This window comes from Streptomyces sp. NBC_00576, assembly GCF_036345175.1.
In the GTDB taxonomy this organism is placed as follows: Bacteria; Actinomycetota; Actinomycetes; order Streptomycetales; family Streptomycetaceae; genus Streptomyces.
The window spans coordinates 7,099,739-7,117,794 of sequence record NZ_CP107780.1; the positions used below are offsets into that span (position 1 = coordinate 7,099,739).

The 18,056-nt window shown below is 69.1% G+C and carries 15 protein-coding genes and 2 tRNA genes; 6 read left to right on the plus strand and 11 right to left on the minus strand.

The genetic code is table 11. From position 1 onward, the window contains the following. Nucleotides 1-99: 99 nt before the first annotated feature. The 3 genes from OG734_RS31020 to OG734_RS31030 form a co-directional block, all read right to left on the minus strand. Entirely contained in the window at nucleotides 100-2,037 is a 1,938-nt protein-coding gene (locus OG734_RS31020) for a galactose oxidase early set domain-containing protein (protein ID WP_330290739.1), read from the minus strand. Then, nucleotides 2,034-4,082: a glycosyltransferase family 2 protein gene (locus tag OG734_RS31025; RefSeq protein WP_330290740.1), complete on the minus strand. Its 2,049-nt coding sequence runs from the start codon at nucleotides 4,080-4,082 to the stop codon at nucleotides 2,034-2,036. Before OG734_RS31025 ends, OG734_RS31020 begins: the two co-directional genes overlap by 4 nt. A gap of 489 nt (nucleotides 4,083-4,571) precedes the next feature. Continuing rightward, nucleotides 4,572-4,645, minus strand: a tRNA-Lys gene (locus OG734_RS31030). Between the two features lie 181 nt (nucleotides 4,646-4,826). Here OG734_RS31030 and OG734_RS31035 point away from each other — a divergent pair. From OG734_RS31035 to OG734_RS31055, 5 genes are all read left to right on the plus strand, one after another. After that, on the plus strand, nucleotides 4,827-6,464 hold the full coding sequence (locus OG734_RS31035; RefSeq protein WP_330290741.1) for a peptidoglycan-binding protein: 1,638 nt from the start codon (nucleotides 4,827-4,829) through the stop codon (nucleotides 6,462-6,464). A gap of 74 nt (nucleotides 6,465-6,538) precedes the next feature. Then, entirely contained in the window at nucleotides 6,539-7,666 is a 1,128-nt protein-coding gene (locus OG734_RS31040; RefSeq protein WP_330290742.1) for an SPFH domain-containing protein, read from the plus strand. 108 nt (nucleotides 7,667-7,774) lie between these two features. Then, a complete protein-coding gene (locus OG734_RS31045; protein ID WP_330290743.1) occupies nucleotides 7,775-8,380 on the plus strand; it encodes a lytic polysaccharide monooxygenase auxiliary activity family 9 protein in 606 nt (201 codons plus the stop codon). A 113-nt stretch (nucleotides 8,381-8,493) separates the two neighbouring features. Next, on the plus strand, nucleotides 8,494-9,054 hold the full coding sequence (locus OG734_RS31050) for a DUF3592 domain-containing protein (RefSeq protein ID WP_330290744.1): 561 nt from the start codon (nucleotides 8,494-8,496) through the stop codon (nucleotides 9,052-9,054). Nucleotides 9,055-9,094: 40 nt separating this feature from the next. Further along, a complete protein-coding gene (locus OG734_RS31055) occupies nucleotides 9,095-10,744 on the plus strand; it encodes an AMP-binding protein (RefSeq protein WP_330290745.1) in 1,650 nt (549 codons plus the stop codon). A gap of 60 nt (nucleotides 10,745-10,804) precedes the next feature. Here OG734_RS31055 and OG734_RS31060 read toward each other — a convergent pair. The 6 genes from OG734_RS31060 to ehuB all read right to left on the minus strand — a co-directional run bounded on the left by OG734_RS31060 (nucleotide 10,805) and on the right by ehuB (nucleotide 14,907). Continuing rightward, nucleotides 10,805-10,878: transfer RNA gene (locus tag OG734_RS31060), tRNA-Lys, on the minus strand. 97 nt (nucleotides 10,879-10,975) lie between these two features. Then, entirely contained in the window at nucleotides 10,976-11,734 is a 759-nt protein-coding gene (locus tag OG734_RS31065; protein WP_330290746.1) for an IclR family transcriptional regulator, read from the minus strand. 192 nt (nucleotides 11,735-11,926) lie between these two features. Then, nucleotides 11,927-12,697: an ectoine/hydroxyectoine ABC transporter ATP-binding protein EhuA gene (ehuA, locus tag OG734_RS31070; RefSeq protein ID WP_443064950.1), complete on the minus strand. Its 771-nt coding sequence runs from the start codon at nucleotides 12,695-12,697 to the stop codon at nucleotides 11,927-11,929. Next, complete coding sequence (ehuD, locus tag OG734_RS31075; RefSeq protein ID WP_330290748.1) at nucleotides 12,687-13,337, minus strand: ectoine/hydroxyectoine ABC transporter permease subunit EhuD; 651 nt, start codon at nucleotides 13,335-13,337, stop codon at nucleotides 12,687-12,689. The genes ehuA and ehuD overlap by 11 nt, the downstream gene beginning before the upstream one ends. Continuing rightward, nucleotides 13,334-13,987, minus strand: coding sequence for an ectoine/hydroxyectoine ABC transporter permease subunit EhuC (ehuC, locus tag OG734_RS31080; protein ID WP_330290749.1), 654 nt, complete (start codon nucleotides 13,985-13,987; stop codon nucleotides 13,334-13,336). The genes ehuD and ehuC overlap by 4 nt, the downstream gene beginning before the upstream one ends. Next, on the minus strand, nucleotides 13,984-14,907 hold the full coding sequence (ehuB, locus tag OG734_RS31085; protein WP_330290750.1) for an ectoine/hydroxyectoine ABC transporter substrate-binding protein EhuB: 924 nt from the start codon (nucleotides 14,905-14,907) through the stop codon (nucleotides 13,984-13,986). Before ehuB ends, ehuC begins: the two co-directional genes overlap by 4 nt. Before the next feature lie 56 nt (nucleotides 14,908-14,963). Here ehuB and OG734_RS31090 point away from each other — a divergent pair, with 56 nt between their 5' ends. Next, complete coding sequence (locus tag OG734_RS31090) at nucleotides 14,964-15,479, plus strand: DUF3830 family protein (RefSeq protein WP_330290751.1); 516 nt, start codon at nucleotides 14,964-14,966, stop codon at nucleotides 15,477-15,479. Here OG734_RS31090 and OG734_RS31095 read toward each other — a convergent pair. Next, nucleotides 15,460-16,887, minus strand: a complete 1,428-nt coding sequence (locus OG734_RS31095; protein ID WP_330290752.1) for an amidase — start codon at nucleotides 16,885-16,887, stop codon at nucleotides 15,460-15,462. The genes OG734_RS31090 and OG734_RS31095 overlap by 20 nt on opposite strands. A 34-nt stretch (nucleotides 16,888-16,921) precedes the next feature. After that, nucleotides 16,922-17,872, minus strand: coding sequence for a D-2-hydroxyacid dehydrogenase (locus OG734_RS31100; protein WP_330290753.1), 951 nt, complete (start codon nucleotides 17,870-17,872; stop codon nucleotides 16,922-16,924). Nucleotides 17,873-18,056 lie beyond the last annotated feature (184 nt).

Consider the following 18,056-nt stretch of genomic DNA (forward strand, 5'->3'; position numbering starts at 1 on the left):
AGGTGTGGCGGCGTGGTCGCGGACCTCCACGTACGCGACGGCGCCCCTCGTTCAGAGGGGCGCCGTCGTCGATTCCGGGGTCGTACGACTCTCAGGAGGTCAAGGCACCTTCACCCACTGAGCCTTGCTCGGCGTCCCCTGATCATCCGTGACGAAGAGCATGTACCAGCCCGACTCGACCAGGTTCCGGTTCTTCGGGACCGTCACCGTGATGCTGTCCTTCGTCTTCTTCAGGTCCAGGGCGATGGAGCGCTGGTCGACGTCCGTGACGTGGGTCGAGGCGCTCGGGCGGATCAGACGGGCCGTCTTGATCGTGGACGCGTGCTCGGACTTGAAGGTGCCCGACGCGCCGCGTGCGATCGTCTGCGGGCCGCCCGACAGTGAGGGCTGCGCGTCGCGGTACAGGTACGGCGGCGTGTAGATCTCGATGCGCTGTTCGAACTTGCCCGGCTTGGTGTCGGCCTTGTCCGCGTACAGGGAGTCCGAGCCGAAGAACATGAGCCGGCCGTCGGGCAGCAGGATCGAGCCCGAGTGGTAGTTGCGGCCCACCAGTGGGTCGGCGACCCTGTTCAGCTTGCCGGTCTTCGCGTCGTACATACGGGCCTGGAGGATGTTCGAGTCGCCGCGCCCCCGGTAGTCCTCCGAGCCGCCCGAGATCATCACCGTGTCGTCGGGGAGGATCGAGTACTGCGGGTAGCGCGTGCCCTTCTCCAGGGACGGGCCGTCCGTGAACTTCGGGTTGTCCGCCAGGAGGTCGATCACGCGGGTCTTCTTGCTGGAGAGCTTCGACTCGCCGACCCCGCCCCCACCGATCACCATGTACTTCTCGTCCTGCGCCGGCGGCAGCAGCACCGTGCCGGCGGTCTCCAGCATGTTGGGGTCGCTGAGCCCCTTCAGCTTGGTGAACTTGTCCGTCGCCACGTCCCAGACGCCCGGGTCACGGCCGACGTTGTCGGGGCCGTAGCCCGCGTTCGCGCCCGAGTAGAACATCTCGCCGTTCTGCATCAGGGAGATCGCCGGGTACGTCGGGAACTGCCGTGTATGGGTCGTGTACGTCCAGGTCTTGGTCTTCGGGTCGTACAGCTCGTTCTTGCCCGGCACCAGCTGGCCGATCTCGTCCAGGCCGGAGAGGCTCAGGATCTTGCCGTCCGACATGGTGGTGAGCGTGGGGTACCAGCGAGCCTCGTTCATCGGGTCGACCTTGATGTACTTCTCGGCGACCGGATCGAACTCGAAGGCGTCCCGGATGCCCTGGAAGTCCTTCTTGTCCAGGGCGAGCTTCTCGGCGATGCCGTACGTGTTGCGGGAGTCGGCGCCCGACAGGCCCTGCACGCGGTAGTTGTCCTGCGTACCGGTCTCGTACTTGGCGCCCTTCTTCTGCGCCTCGACATAGATCCGGCCGAGCCCCGGCTCGTTGCGCAGGAAAGCGCCCGTCGCCTTGTCGAAGACCTTCGTCGCGCGCTCCACGACGACCGGGTCCTTCGACACGAACGTCTTGCCGTTCTCCTTGCCGGTGAACTTGGTGCCCGCGGGCAGGGTGATCGGCTTGTCCGGGTTCTCGTTGTGGACGACCATCAGGCCGCCCGCCTTGGTGACGTCACCCTTGAGCTTCTCGTACCGCTTCGTGCCGCCCGCGATCAGCAGATTGCCGTTGGCGAGCTGCGTGTGGCCGGTGCAGAACAGATCCTTCGGCGTCGGGATCTTCTTGATCGTGCCATTGACCGGGTCCCAGATGCGGGTGTCGAACTTCTTCGCGTCGAAGTTGTCCGCGTTGTTGCCGGAGCCTGCGACGAGCAGGACCTTGCCGGTGTGCAGCAGGGCCGCGTGGATGGTGTTCTGCCGGTATTCCTCCGGGAAGTTCACCACCTCCCACTTGCCGTTCTCGGCCTTGTACTCCGGTCTGTTGATCTTGTAGTCGTGATATTTCTCGGTACTGAAGCGATACACCCACGGCCCGTTCATCCCCGCCAACGCGAGGACCACCGCCGTGCCTATCGCGAGTCGACGGGCGCGGCGGCGGCCTGCACGGTCTGTCATTCCTTACGTCCCCCAAGTCCACCAAGGGCAATCTGCATGGTCTGGTCGTTGCCCCCGCTCCCTACGCTGCCCTCGCCCGTTCCACCCGATGCGGCCCACTGGGGCTTGTGCTGCGGCGCGTGGGTGGAGTGAGGGGCGTGTGGGGCGTGCGATGCGTGCGGCGGGGTGTGTGGCGCGTGTGACGTCGGCTGGGTCGGCACTGTCGGGTACGGCGCGGGCGCGGCGTCCTGCGGCTCGGCGGCCGGGCGGGCGGCGAGCTTCTTCTTCTCCTGGCGCAGCATGAGCCGCCAGACGACCATCGGCGTCGCGGTGATCCCCGTGGCGAACGTCGCCCAGATGATCATCGCGGGGTGCGAGTGCCCGAAGGTGAAGCCGGCCGCGATCGAGCCGCCGAAGATCAGGATGAAGTACCAGTGGTACCGGAACGTCCCGAACCAGCGGTCCGGGCTCGCCGAGTCGCCCTTGGGTGTGACCACGAACTTGCTCTTGCGCCGCAGCGCGGAGTCGATCAGGGCCTTCGCGTAGAGCGGCGCCGACAGCGCGGACATCACCATGCCCGCCACACCACCCGAACCCTCCGGCTCGTGCGGGGAGACGTTGTGCCGGCGGTTCCAGATGTACAGGCCGATCTGCAGCGCCGAGGCGTTGCCGTAGAGCATCAGCCACACGGTCGGGTCGATGTTCACACCCGAGGCGCCCAGGCCCAGGAACAGTGCACAGCTCAGCGCCGCCAGGATCCAGTTGAGGGCGGACATCGGGTAGAAGATGATCATCATCGTGTAGTTGAAGAGCTTGCTCGGCGGCAGCGAGTACCAGCCCTTCCAGTACTGCTTGAGGATCGTCTCGTACGTCCCCCGTGACCAGCGCATCTGCTGCGTGAAGAAGTCCGTCCAGGCACTGGGACCCTCACCGACCGCGAGCACGTCGGGCGTGTAGACCGAGCGCCACTTCTTCCCCGTCGCCGGGTTCTTGTGGCGGTGGATCTCGAACCCGGTCGCCATGTCCTCGGTGATCGAGTCGTACAGCCCGCCGATCTGCTTCAGTGCCCTGATGCGTACGGCGTTGCTGGTCCCCACGAACATCGGCGAGCCGTAGGCGTTGCCGGCCCGCTGGATCAGCGCGTGGAAGAGGAACTGCTGCGACTCGGCGGCCTTGGTGACGAAGTTGTCGTAGTTCCCGTACACCTGCGGGCCGATGACGAAGCCGATGTTCGGGTCCCGGAAGAAGCCGAGCATCCGCTCCAGATAGTTGGGCAGCGGTACGTGGTCGGTGTCGACGGAGGCGAAGAAGTCGTAGTCGTCGCCGTGTGCGTCGAGCCAGGCGTTGTAGTTGCCGTGCTTGGTCTTGGCGCGGTGCGGGCCCTTGGGCTGGTTCCACTTCGCGATGCCCTTGCGGGAGAAGTGGTGCACGCCCAGGCGCTCGCAGACCGCCTTCACCGCGGGGTCGTCGCCCTCGTCGAGGAGCCAGACATGCATAAGGCCGCGGTGCCGGATTCTCACCGCGGCTTCGAGCGTCTTCGTCACCATCTCCAGCGGTTCCTTGCCGGGCACGAAGGAGGTGAGGAAGGCGACTCTTGTGCCGGTCTCGGGCACCACCGGGATCGGGTCGCGGGCGACCAGGGTGGCATGCGCGTTCGACAGCACGTTCAGGCAGCGGAAGAGCTCGATCAGACCGATCGAGACGAGCATCACGATGTCGAGCGCCGGCAGGAAGTCGTAGGCCGGGTAGTCGCGGTGGGTCCAGTGCGCGGGCTGGAGCAGCCAGACGAGCAGGACGACGGAGAGCAGCGGTGCGGCGCCCAGCATCAGCGCGGCCCGTATGCGGTGCGGCTCCTGCGAGAGCAGGGACCGGTACTTGACCGTGTACGGCTTGGTCGGGTCGGGCTGTGTGAGGGGTCCGGCCAGCCGGCTGTAGTGCTCGTAGTCGTACTTCGGCAGACTCTTCTTGATCCGGCGGAAACCGCCGGTCCGGTTGGACGGCAGCCTGAGCTGGGCCGTCTGTGATGCGTCGAAGTTATGCCGGGCGCCCGTCGGCGTCGACGTCATGAGTCATCCCCCCACACGCAAAAAGCCGCGTGTTTCTCGGTTCTTATGCGTCTGCTCGGCCCCCCTCGGCCTTCACAAACGCATCAGTAATGGACCACTGCCCCCACGTCATCCACACTCTATAGACATGGAAGAGTGCCCTTCCGGTTGCATGATGCCCCCCTCGGCGTCAGTTCATGAACGGGGCCCCATCCCCGTGTCAGCGCAACCGGTCCCGCCCCCAAGTGCCGCGTATCCGCAGCATCTTGAAGCCCAGGGTTCTATGTCGTTCAGCATGATCGCAAGACGCGAAACATGGTGTTTACCGGTCATACGCGCTCATTGTGACGGCTGTTGAGCCCGATTGGTGCGACTGTGACCGATTGTGTGCGGATGGTGCTGGAGTGTTTACTTATTGTCTCTCTGAGTGTCCGAGGAATCCTTGGCGATCTGTCGCCGGGTGCACGAGAACAGGCCCCCCGCCGGAGCGGAGGGCCTGCTGTGTGTCTGTGCGCCGCCAGGGACTCGAACCCCGGACCCGCTGATTAAGAGTCAGCTGCTCTAACCAACTGAGCTAGCGGCGCGTGGTGACGTCGACAACTCTACCCGACACCGGTGAGTGGTCCGGACCCCCGGAGTGTCGCGCCGGGCCGTAGGCCGGCTGTACATCATTCGGACCGTCAACATGCGACAGCGGGTGACAGTTGAGAAACTGCGCTCGTGGAGAAGCGCGCAAGGTATCGCCCGGAGAGTGAGGGGAATCGTATGGCGACTCCGGTATTCGAGGAATTCGATCCCGCGAGTGACTGCGAATGCCCCGGATGTGTCCGCCGACGACGGGCCGCACCCTATTCCGGACCGGTGTCGGGAACGGGTCCGGGACCCGCTCGTACGGCGGTCAGGCGGACCCTCGTCGTCGCCGCCGCGGCCTCCACCGTCCTCGGCGCCGGACACGCCCTGCCGGCCGCGGCCGCCCCGCACGCCCCCCAGCGTCCGGGCGTACCCGCAGGTGACGAGCCCGACACTCCGCAGGGCGGCCAGGCCCCGCTGCACGGCCCGTCCGGGAAACCGGCCTCGGACAAGCTCCGGGCGACGACCCGGGCGGAGATCGTCAACCGGGCCAGGGCATGGGTCGTGGCGCGGGTGCCGTACAGCATGGGCACGTATTGGGGAGACGGTTACCGGCAGGACTGCTCGGGCTTCGTCTCCATGGCCTGGAACCTCGCCGGGAACGAATGGACGGGCAGTCTCGACAAGTACGGGGTGCGGATTGCCAAGGAGGATCTGCAACCCGGTGACATTCTCCTGTTCCATAATCAGTCGGACCCGGAAAAGGGCTCGCACGTGGTCATTTTCGGCGGCTGGACGGACTACACGCACACCTATTACACCGCCTACGAGGAGACCCGCCCGCACGCCCGCAGGCAGGCCACTCCGTTCGCCTACTGGAGCCACTCGGACGGCTATCAGGCCTACCGCTACAAGGGCCTCGCCGCGAACACGGGCGGCACCTCGGACCCGGGAGACCTGGGAGACCCGGGCGACACCGGCGGTACGGACGACGCGGACGGTACGGACGGTACGACGGGCGCGGTACTCGGAGCCTCCTCGGACGCGGCGGCCCGGTTCCCGGGCCGGATGTACTTCGGGCCGGGCGCGAACAACGGGTACGTCACCCAGCTGGGCCGGATGCTCGTGGAGCGCGGCGGCGCCCGCTACTACACCTCGGGTCCGGGCCCGCGCTGGTCGGACGCGGACCGCAGGGCGACGCGGGCGTTCCAGCAGGCCCAGGGCTGGACGGGCACGGCGGCGGACGGACTGCCGGGGCCGCGGACCTGGACGCTGCTGGTGAGCGGAACGGGCCGCGACATCGGGGACAACCCGGCAGGGGCGACGGCCCGGACGCCCCCCGGAACGGATCCGGGAACAGCCCCGGGAACAGCCCCGGGAACAGCCCCGGGAATGGATCCGGGAACAGCCCCGGGAACAGCCCCGGGAATGGATCCGGGAACAGCCCCGGGAACAGCCCCGGGAATGGATCCGGGAACAGCCCCGGGAACAGCCCCGGGAACGGATCCGGGAACAGCCCCGGGAACAGCCCCGGGGGCGCCCCCTCCCACGGTCCTCGGTGCGGCCGGTCCGCCCTCTGCCAGGCATGCGGTCCCCGAGTTCCCCGGGCGGGCCCTGTTCCGGCCGGGCGCCAGCAGTCCGCACGTCACCCAGCTCGGAGAGCGGCTGGTGAAGAAGGGATTCGGGCGGTACTACACGACCCAGCCCGACCCCGGCTGGAACGAGGCGGACCGGCGCGCGGTGCAGGCCTTCCAACGCGCCCAGGGCTGGCGGGGCGGCGCGGCCGACGGCTACCCGGGCCCGGAGACCTGGCGCCGCCTCTTCTCCTCGTAACGCCCGTCCCGGCACACGCCTGTTGGCCGGTAACCACTGTTATGACGCATCTGGCGCGGAGGCTGGAGGCATAAATGAGTACGACGACCGAACAGACACCTGACCCCGAGGGCCCCCCGGACAGCGGCCCCCGGCCCGCCCGGCTCATCCAGAACGAGGCGACCACCGAGATCCCCGTCCACCTCCTCTTCCGCGACGAACCCGACCCGGCGCCGGTACCGCTGAGGCCCGCCGTCGTGGGGCGCAGGCAGGGGACGGGCGAGCAGCCGCGCGTCCGCAGGCCCGCACCGGCCACACCCCGCCCAACGGTTCCGACGGTCGACCCCGACCTGGTGGAGCGCCCGGCGCGGGTGCTGCCCGGCGCGGTGGGCGTGCTCGCCGGTGCCGTCGGGGCGGCCGGGGGTGTGCTCACCTCCTGGTGGGCGGGCGTGCTGCCGCCCCTCGCGGTGGAGGCGCTGCGCCTGCCGGCGACATACGCGGGCGCCGGTCTCGGCCCGGCCCAGTGGGCCGCGTACGCCGGGGCGGGCGCCCTCGGGCTGTTCGGGTTCGGCGGGCTGGCGCGGGGGCGGACCGGGCGGGCCTGGGTGCTCGGCCTGTTCGGCCGCTACCGGGGGACCGTCCGGCGTACCGGGCTGCTGTGGGTCAACCCGCTGCTGCTGCGCGCCCGGGTCGACGTGCGGCTGCGGCACTGGCGCGGCGAGCCGATGCCGGCGGCCGACGCGAGCGGGGTCGCGCTGCGGGTCGTCGTCCTCGTGGTGTGGCGGGTGCGGGACACCGCGCGGGCCACGCTCGGCGTCGAGGACCACGAGACCTATCTGCGCGAGTGTGTCGAGGCGGCGCTCGTCCGGGTGCCGGTGGAGATGCCGGGCGCGGGACGGCGGGCGATGGAATCGGCGGGGGACGCGCTGACCCGGGCGGTCGCGGCGGACACGGCGCCGGTCGGCCTGGAGGTGTTCTCGGTACTGCCGGTCCGGGTCGAGTACGCCCCCGAGGTCGCCGCCGCGATGACCCGCCGTCACATCGCCACCCTGGACGCCCGGCACCGGGCCGCCGCGCTCACGTCGGTCGTGGACTCGGTGGAGGACACGGTGACCCGGCTGACCCTGCGCGGCCTGGTCGAACTGGACGACTACGAACGCAAGGTGCTGGTGAAGGACCTGACGGTCGCGTTCTGCGCGGGGCGGGGCGAGCCGGGGCCGTGATTGGTCTGGACATGCTCAAGGGGCGGTAATAATCTGAGACTTGGTCTAGACCTGCACGGCTCACTTGAACCTCCTTGAACCTCCCCCACGTTCAGCAGGAGCGGCAGCATGCGCAAAAAGACCAAGTTGTGTGCCTCCGTGGTCGGCCTGGCCACCACCGGCGCCCTCGTCCTCACCGCCGGAGGCGCCAGCGGCCACGGCTACACCGACCTCCCCATCAGCAGGCAGAAGCTCTGCCAGAACGGCACCGTGACGGGCTGCGGCGACATCCAGTGGGAGCCGCAGAGTGTCGAGGGCCCCAAGGGCTTCCCGGCCGCCGGACCGGCCGACGGCCAGATCTGCTCGGCGAACCACGGCAACTTCGGCGCGCTCAACCAGCCGAAGACCCCGTCCGGCGGTACCTGGCCGGCGACCGCGGTGACGGGCGGGGGGAGCTACACCTTCCGCTGGCAGTTCACCGCCATGCACGCCACCACCGACTTCAAGTACTACGTCACGAAGCCGGGGTGGAACCAGAACCACGCCCTCGCCCGTTCGGACCTCAACCTCACCCCGTTCCTCACGGTCCCCTACAACGGCCAGCGCCCGCCGGCCACGCTCTCCCACACGGGGTCACTGCCGTCCGGGCTCAGCGGCCGGCATGTGATCGTCGCGGTGTGGACGATCGCGGACACGGCCAACGCGTTCTACGCCTGCTCGGACGTCAGGTTCTGAGCATTCCTTGAGTAAATACACGGCCCCCCACGGGTACGTTCCCCGTACGCCCCCAGGACCAGGTGAGGCGGCGTACGGGGAGCCGTACCGAACGAGAGACCGGGGGAACGGCCATGGACTTCATGTTCTACGGGGTGCCGACGCTCATGATCGTGGTGGTCGTCGGGGTGGCGGTGTTCGTGATCCGCCGGGCGCTGCGGATACGCCGCGCCTGGAACAGCGGCCTGACCGCCGAGGCGCGCTGCCTTCGGACGTACACGACCACGAGTGGCGGCTCCGGCGACACCTCCGTGCACACGACGCTGCACCACGTGTACGAGTTCGTCGCGCGCGACGGCCGCACCGTCCGCTTCGAGGAGTCGGGCGGCTCGGGCACGATTCTCGAGGGCGATTTCGTGACCGTCTTCTACAGCGAGGGCGAGCGCGTCAACGCCACGGCGCACCGTCCGAGCCCGGTCCGGAACGGGCTGGCCCTGGCCGGCATCCTCGGATTCCTCGGGATGTTCGTGGTGTTCTGCGTCGGGTTCATGGTGACGTACAGCCATGTCTTCGAGCCGATCGACGACATGTTCTTCGGCGGGGACAGCGGCTACAGCGACACCGACTACGGCACCGACTCCGGCACGGTCGACGGGTTTCCCGAGGGCTGGGAAGTGACCACGGAGTCGCCGTGACCCTCCACATCTGACGGTACGTCAACTATGGTGCGCGGCCATGGTGTCGGGGACGGAACAGACGGTCGCGGAACTCGTGGCGGCGCGGTGGGGCGACCACCGTCCGGGGCTGTGGTGCGAGGACCGGACGCTCACGCACCACGAGGTGGCCGCGGGCGCGGCGGCCAGGGCCGCGCTCCTGGCGGACCTGCTGCCGCCGGGCGCCGAACCGCACATCGGCGTCCTGCTCGACAACACGCCTGAATATCCCCTGTGGTTGAGCGCGGCGGCCCTCGCCGGTGCCGCCGTCGCAGGCATCAACCCCACCCGCCGGGGTCCCGAACTGGCCCGCGACATCCTGCACACCGAGTGCCCGGTCCTGATCACCGAGCGCACCCACCTCCCGCTCCTCACCGGCCTCGAACTCCCCGGCGTACGCCTCCTGTTGACCGACACGCAGGAGTACGAGGACCTCCTGGCCCCGTACGCCGACGCCCAACCGGACGCCTCACGCGCCACTCCCGCCGACCGTCTCCTCCTCTACTTCACCTCGGGCTCGACCGGCGCCCCCAAGGCCGCGATCTGCACCCAGGGCAGGCTCGCCGCCGCGGGACGGACGCTGGCCGCGAGCTTCGGGGTGCGCCGGGACGACGTGCACTACGTCTGCATGCCGATGTTCCACGGCAACGCGGTGATCGCGGACTGGGCACCGGCCCTGGCGGCGGGCGCCGGGGTCGCGCTGCGCCACCGCTTCTCGGCCTCCGGCTTCCTGACGGACGTACGCCGGTACGGGGCGACCTACTTCACGTACGTGGGCCGCGCGGTCCAGTACCTGCTGGCGACGCCCGCCCGGCCCGACGACCGGGACAACCCCCTGCGGCTGGGCTTCGGCACGGAGGCCGGGGCGGTGGACGCGGCGGCCTTCCAACGGCGGTTCGGGGTGAGGCTGGTCGAGGGGTACGGGTCCTCGGAGGGCGGGGCGGCGGTGCGGTGGACGCCCGGGACCCCGGCCGGCGCCGTCGGCCGGGCGGCACCGGACGACGACCTCGCGGTGGTCGACCCGGCGACCCGTGCCGAGTGCCCGCCGGCGGTTCAGGACGCCTCGGGCAGGCTGCTCAACGGCACTGATGCGATAGGCGAGTTGGTGAACCGGGGCGCCAACCCCTTCGAGGGCTACTGGCGCAACCCGGAGGCGGAGTCGGCCCGCCGCAGGGACGGCTGGTACTGGACGGGCGACCTCTTCTACCGGGACACGGACGGCTTCCTGTACTTCGCGGGCCGCGCCGACGACCGGCTGCGCGTCGACAGCGAGAACCTGGCCGCCGCGACGATCGAGAACATCCTCGCCCGGTACGAGGGCGCGGTGGCCGTCGCCGTGTACGCGGTGCCGGACCCGGTGGCCGGCGACCAGGTCATGGCGACGCTGGCCGGCACCTTCGACCCCGCCGCCTTCACCGGCTTCCTGGCCGCGCAGCCCGACCTGGGGACGAAGATGGCGCCCCGGTTCGTACGGGTCGTGCGGCGGATGCCGGTCACCGCGACCAACAAGATCCACCGGGCAGGCCTCAGACGCGAGGGGTTCCGCTGCCCGGACCCGGTGTGGTGGCGCCCGCCGGGCGAACCGACGTACCGCAGACTGACCGCCGACGATGTGACGGGCCTGGTGGCGCGGTACCGGGAGCGGGGGCGCGAGGAGCTGCTCAGTAGATGAGGAACTGCTCAGCAGACAGCGAAAGAGCCTCTCGCAGCTGCGAGAGGCTCTCTCTTTATGTGCGCCGCCAGGGACTCGAACCCCGGACCCGCTGATTAAGAGTCAGCTGCTCTAACCAACTGAGCTAGCGGCGCATGACTCTCGCCGACCGCTCTCGCGGCTGGCGACAGAGAAAATACTACCTGGTCCGGGAGGGTGCTCCGGACCAGGTAGCCCTGCCTCGATCACGGGCTAAATGGCCAGCGAGAGCAGTACAGGCGCCGCGCTCCGGTTCAGCCGCTCCGCCGCCTGGCGCAGGCGGTGGGCGTGGCGGACCGGGAGTGAAAGGGCGAGGCAGCCGACCGTCGAGCCGGCCGTGATCGGGACCGCCGCGCAGACCGTACCGACCGCGTACTCCTGGAGGTCCAGGACCGGCACCGTGGCCGGCTGGGTCTCCAGCCGGGACAGCAGCAGCCGCTCGTTGGTGATCGTGTGCGAGGTGAGGCGGGCCAGCTTGTGGCGGGCGAGATGGTCGCGGCGGCTGTTGTGGTCGAGCTGGCCCAGCAGGCTCTTGCCGATCGCGCTGGCGTGCGCGGCCGAGCGGAAGTCGACCCACTCGTTGACCGCGGGGGTCGCCGCGCTGTCCGCGCACTGGGTGACATGGATCTCGCCGTCGACGTACCGGCTCATGTAGATGGCCGCGCCCACCGAGTCGCGCAGTCGGTCGAGGGTGTGCTGGAGCTGGGCGCGCAGGGCCTGGTCATGGCCGTGCGCGGAGCCGAGGCGGCTGAGGGCGGTGCCGGTGATGTACGAACCGTCGGCCGCCTGTTCGACGTACCCCTCGCGGCGCAGCATGCGCAGGAGGGGGGTGAGCCGGTCTGTGCCGAGGCGGGTCTGACGTGCGATTTCGGCGTCGGTGACACCGGCGGAGTGTCGCGCCACTGTCTCCAGGACGCGCAGGGCGTCCTGGGTCGAGTGGTGCGGCGCGGTCGGCTCGTGCTTGAGAGCCACGGTGTTCCCCCTGGCTTGCTTTTAGCCGTGATCCGGACAGCCAATCCCCTCCACGATAGCCGCCAAGGGGTCTATGTGGAGGGGGCGTTGACGAGATTGTCGCCCGGGTTGCGGCCTCTCATCAGGGGCCTTGTTCATCTGGCACATGCCACTGGCATGTCGAAATTCGCCATGGCGCCCTTTTCCGCACGGTCAGAGCACCGCGCTGAGGAATTCGCGCGTTCTGTCCTGCTCCGGATCGCTGAAGATCTTCTCCGGCGGACCGGACTCGATCACATGGCCAGAATCGAACATCAGCACTTGGTCGGAGATGTCCCGGGCGAAACCCATCTCATGGGTCACACAGAGCATCGTGATGTCGGTGCTGCGGGCGATGTCCCGCAGCACGTCGAGGACGCCCGCGACCAGCTCGGGGTCGAGCGCCGAGGTCACCTCGTCGAGCAGCAGCACCTGCGGGCGCATGGCCAGCGCCCGCGCGATCGCCACCCGCTGCTGCTGCCCGCCCGACAGCCGGGACGGACGCTCGTCCCACTTGTCCGCGAGGCCCACCAGCTCCAACAGCTCACGCCCGCGTGCCTCCGCCTCCTCCTTCGGCAGGCCGAGGACGGTGACGGGCGCCTCGGTGATGTTGCGCAGCACGCTCATGTTCGGGAAGAGGTTGAAGTGCTGGAACACCATCCCGATCTTCTTCCGCACCTCGCGGACCTGCTTCTCGGGCGCCGGGAACAGTGCCTCCCCGTCGACGGTGATCGTGCCCTCGTCGGGCTTGGCCAGGGTCATCAGCAGTCGCAGGATCGTCGTCTTGCCGGACCCGGAAGGACCGATGAGCGTGACATGCCGCCCCGCCTCGACGGAGAGGCTCAGCCGGTCGAGAACGGTCTGCTCACCGAACCGCTTGGTCACCTGGTCCAGCCGGACGAGTTCGGAGGGAGTTTCCACTGGGGTGGGGGTGTCAACTGGCAAGGCGTCGCTCCAGAGCTCGAACGAGGAGGGAGGCGGGAAAGGAGATGAGGATGAAGGCGACGCCGATCACGGTCAGCGGCTCGGTGAACTGGAAGTGCTCCTGCGAGAAGAGCCGCGCCTCGCCGAGCATCTCCAGCACGGTGATCGTCATCAGCAGCGGTGTGTCCTTGAGCATCGCGATCACGTAGTTGCCGAGCGCCGGTACGACCCGGCGCACCGCCTGCGGCAGGATCACCGCCGTCCAGGTGTGCCGCACGGGCAGGCTGAGCGCGGTGGCCGCCTCCCACTGGCCCGGCGGCACGGCCTCGATACCGGCGCGGTAGACCTGCATGGTGTACGTCGAGTAGTGCAGCCCGATCGCGACGACACCGGTGGTCAGCGCGGAGGCGGCGATGCCCCACTCGGGGAGCACATAGAAGAGGAAGAACAGCTGCACGAGCAGCGGAGTGTCCCGCACGAACTCCGTGACCACCCCCACCGGCCAGCGCACCCAGCGGGTCGGCGTCCGCATCAGCAGCGCCCAGACCAGCCCCAGCGTGAACGAGATCAACGACCCGAGGGCCAGCGCCTGGAGGGTGACGAGCAGCCCCTCCCAGAACTGCGGCATGAAATCGCGTACGGCGCCCCAGTCCCACTTCACGCGGCACCTCCCGTCGGCTGCTTCAGCCGCTTCTCCAGCCCACGCATGAGCCGGGCGAGGAGGAAGGCGATCACGAAGTAGATCACCAGGATGTACGAGTAGATCTCCGCGCTCTCCTGCAGCGCGAGCCGCACCAGGTTGCCGCTGAACGCCAGATCACCCATGCCCATGACGGAGACCAGCGCGGTGCCCTTGAGCAGCTCGATCAGCAGGTTGCCGAAGGAGGGGATCATCTCCGGCACCGCCTGCGGCAACAGGATCAGCCGCATCCGCTGCCAGGGCGTGAACCCGAGCGCGATCCCGCCCTCCCGCTGCGCCGGCTCGACGGCGTTGAGCGCGCCGCGCACGATCTCCGTGCCGTACGCCCCGTAGGTCAGCCCGAGCGCGAGCGTGCCCGCCCACATCGGCACCAGCTGCCAGCCGAAGGCGGGCGGCAGCACGAAGTACACCCAGAAGATCATCACGAGTGCCGAGGTCCCGCGGAACACCTCGGTGTACAAGCCCGCGAGGAAGCGCACGGACCGTAGCCGGTGGGTCCGCGCGATCCCGACGACGAAGGCGACGACGCCGCCCAACAGGGCGCTGAACAGAAGGAGTTGGATTGTGACCCAGACTCCGCTGAGCACGATTTCCCAGAGTCCTGAGGTCATCCGCGACACAACTCCTTCGCGGTCAGGTCGGTCATCTCGTCCTGCGTGAAACCGAACGGCCGCAGGATGCGGAACACCTCGCCGCTCTTCTTCAGCTTGTGCAACTCGACGTTGAAGGCGTCCCGGAGCTTTGTCTCCGTCAGCCGGAACGCGAAGGCACCCCCGTCGACACGCGGCTTGCCGTCGATGATCGGGGCGAAGGCATCGGCGGCCTCCGCCTTGCGGGACTTCTTCGCGACCAGACGGACGGTGACCGCCGTACCGGAGAACGCGTCGACGCGCCCGGCCTCGACGGCGTTCAGCCCGGCCACCTGGTCGGGCACGATGAGCAGGTCGCTCTCCTTGTATCCCGCCTCGACTGCGTGCTGGATCTGCGCATATCCGGTTCCGGTCGCGAGTTTGGCCTTCTTCTCGACGATGTCCCGGTAATTGTGAAGATCCTTGGGATTTCCCTTGCGGACGATGAAGGAATCGAGCATCTGGTAGTCAGGATCGGCGAAGAGTACCTGTTCACAGCGTTCCGGATTGACATACATCCCGGCGGCCACGACATCGAACTGCTGTGAATTCAGTCCGGGAATGAGCGAGCCGAACTCGGTGGGCACGGGCTGGAGCCGGTCCACCCCCAGCCGCTTGAAGATGACCCTGGCCAATTCGGGCGCCTCGCCGGTCAGCTCGCCGTCCTTGTCGATGAATCCCTGGGGTATCTCACCGGCGATACCGAGCCGCACGACGCCCTGCGCCCGAAGCCGGTCGAGGAGGTCACCGCCCTCGACACCGGAGGCGGCGGACACCCGGCTGCACCCGACGGTGCCGAGGGAGCCGACCGTACCGAGCGCGCCGAGCGCCGCCACCCCCGCGAACAGCGACCGGCGTCTGAGACAGGGTGGTGCGAGTGATGGTGCAGTTGATGGAACCATGGCCGCGCGGCTACCCGAGAGTGCACGAGTTATGCATCAGGGAATGCGGGGAACGCATGGGAGGCATGGAACACAAGGGTGATGACCGATACATCGAAGTGTCACTGGCCGCCCGGAAAATCCACTGCACGGCGAAACTCCTGACCGACCGCGCCCCGATCACCTGCGCGACCGTGTGGAACGCCCTGCCGCTGTCCGGCGACGTCTACCACGCCAAGTACGCGCGCAACGAGATATACGCGCTCTTCACCCCCTTCGCGGAATCGGAACCACCGCTGGAGAACCCGACAGTCACCCCGATCCCGGGAGATCTCTGCTATTTCGCGTTCGCCGGAGCGGAGCTGGGAACAAAGGCGTACGGCTACGACCGTGAGGTCGGGCCCGGAACGACACTCGTGGACCTGGCCCTGTTCTACGAGCGCAACAACCTGCTGCTGAACGGCGATGTGGGCTGGGTGCCGGGCACGGTGTGGGGCGAGGTGGTCGAGGGCCTGCCGGAGATGGCTCAGGCCTGCAACGACCTGTGGCGCTCGGGCGCGGCGGGGGAGACGCTCAGCTTCCGCCGGGCCTGACTCCGCGGGGATCGAACCTGCCGGGATCGAGTGCCTGTTCCAGTTCCAGCGCGTGCGCGGCCCGCAGCACCAGATCGTCCCGGTGCCGGGCCGCGACGAGCTGCAGACCCACCGGCAGACCGTCCCCGTCGACCCCCACAGGGACGGTCGCGGCGGGCTGCTGCGTCATGTTGAACGGGTACGTGAACGGAGTCCACCCCGTCCAGCGCCGCAGCCCCGAACCGACGGGCACCTCAACTCCCGCCTCGAACGCGGTGATCGGCAGAGTGGGGGTCACCAGCAGGTCGTACGACTCGTGGAACAGGCCCATCCGCCGCCCGAGTTCCATCCGGACGTCGACCGCCGCCAGATAGTCGAGCGCGCTGATGCGACCCCCCAGCGCCCGGATCTCCCGCAGCCCGGGATCGAGCAACTCGGCCTCCCGCGCCCCGAGTCGCTGGGTGACCCGGGCGGCCCCGCTGAACCACAGGGTATGGAAGGCGGCCACCGGGTCGGTGAAGTCGGGATCGGCCTCGGTGACGTACGCCCCGAGTTCCGCGAGCCGCTCCACCGCCCGCCGAACCGCGCCGGCCACCTCGGGACGCACCGCGACCTGACCACCGAGGGACGGCGAGTAGGCCACCCGCAGCCCCCGGACTCCGCCGGACAGGGAGCCCGCGAACGAACCGGAGACGGGCGGCCCGAGCGCCGACCAGTCACGGGAGTCGGGGCCGCTGATCACATCCATCAGCAGCGCCGCGTCCGCCACGGTCCGGGTCATCGGGCCGACGTGCGCGAGCGTCCCGAAGGCGCTGGCGGGATAGAGGGGGACACGGCCGTACGTCGGCTTCAGCGCGAAGATCCCGCAGAACGCCGCCGGGATACGGACACTGCCTCCGCCGTCCGTCCCGAGGGACAGCGGCCCGGCGCCGAGCGCCACGGCAGCGGCACTCCCGCCACTCGACCCACCGGCGGTGCGCGAGGCGTCGTACGGATTACGGGTGACACCGGACAACGGCGAATCGGTGACGCCCTTCCAGCCGTACTCGGGGGTGGTCGTCTTGCCGAGGAAGACGGCGCCGTGCTCGCGCAATCGGGCGGTGGAAGGCGCGTCCTCGCTCCAATCACCGCCACCGTCAACGGTCTTGGAGCCCCGGAGGGTAGGAGCACCGCGCAGCAGGATGATGTCCTTGACGGTCGTCGGTACGCCGTCCACGAGCCCGGCGGGCTCACCGCGCCGCCACCGGTCGGCGGACTCGCGGGCCTGCGCGAGCGCCGTGTCGGCATCGATGCGCACGAACGCGTTGACGACGGGCTGGAGTTGCTCGGCGCGTTCCAGGGCCGCGCGGGTGGCGTCGACGGGGCTGAACTCGCCCTTGCGGTAGCCGTCGAGGAGTTGGGTCGCGGTGAGTTCGGCCAGCTCGGTCATCGTCCGCCCCTCCGGTCGGGTCAGTGGTCAGTGGTCAGTGTCCGGGTACGTACCCGCGCTGCTTGTCGACGACGTTCGTCAGCGACTTCCCCGCCTCCCACCGCTCGTACAACTCCACGAACTGCTCACCGAGTTCATCGCGCCAGCCCACCGTGTCGCCGCTCATGTGCGGAGAGACGATCAGCCCGGGCACCTCCCACAAGGGGCTGTCCGGCGTGAGCGGCTCGTGCTCGAACACGTCGAGAGCGGCGCCCGCGATCCACCGCTTCGACAGCGCCTCGGCGAGCGCGGGCTCGTCGACCAGCTGTCCCCGGCCGACGTTGACGAAACGCGCCGAGGGCTGCATGACGCCGAAGCGGGTGGTGTCGAACATGTGGTGCGTGTCGGCGGTGAGGGGAGCTGCGGCGATCACCCAGTCGGCGCGCGCCATCAGCCGGTTGAGGTCGTCGGGCCCATGGATGCCGGTACGCGGGGTACGCCCGACGATCGCCGTCTTCACGCCAAGTGCCTTCAGGTACTGGGCGATTGCCCGCCCTATGGGTCCGGACCCGACGACACAGGCCTTCGTCCCGGCGACCCGCTGCGACTCCCGGTGCCGCCATTCGTGCCCCTGCTGGAGGTGCAGGGTCCTCGGCAGGTCCTTGGCCATGGCGAGGACGAGGGCGGCGACGTACTCGGCGATGGGCTGGTCGAAGATGCCTCGCGCGTTGGTCACCACGGTGTCGGACGCGGCGAGTTCGGCGCACATCAAGTGGTCGACCCCGGCACTCGCCGTATGCACCCAGCGCGGGCGCGCCCCCTCGCCCGGCCAGGCGGCCCGCACGGCGTGCGAGGCGAAGTCCCAGACGAGCAGGACATCGGCGTACGGGAGTTGCCCGGCGAGCGTGGACTCGTCGGCGTGCATGATCCGGGCGCGTCCGGTGAGCCGGCCGAGGCGGGGCGGGGGGTCGGCGTCGAGCACGAGGAGCGTGGGGAGCGCGGGCATCGGGAGCCGTTTCCGATCGGGGAGGCTTGATTGCTGGGCGACTGGGCGACTGGGCGACTGGGCGACTGGGTGGCCAGGCGGCCGGGTGTCTGACATGCGCGGATTGACCACGCTCGCACCCGAACCTACCTTCGTCAACACGGGCGTGCGTACGGTCCGTTGCCCCTTCGTTCCTCACTGTGAG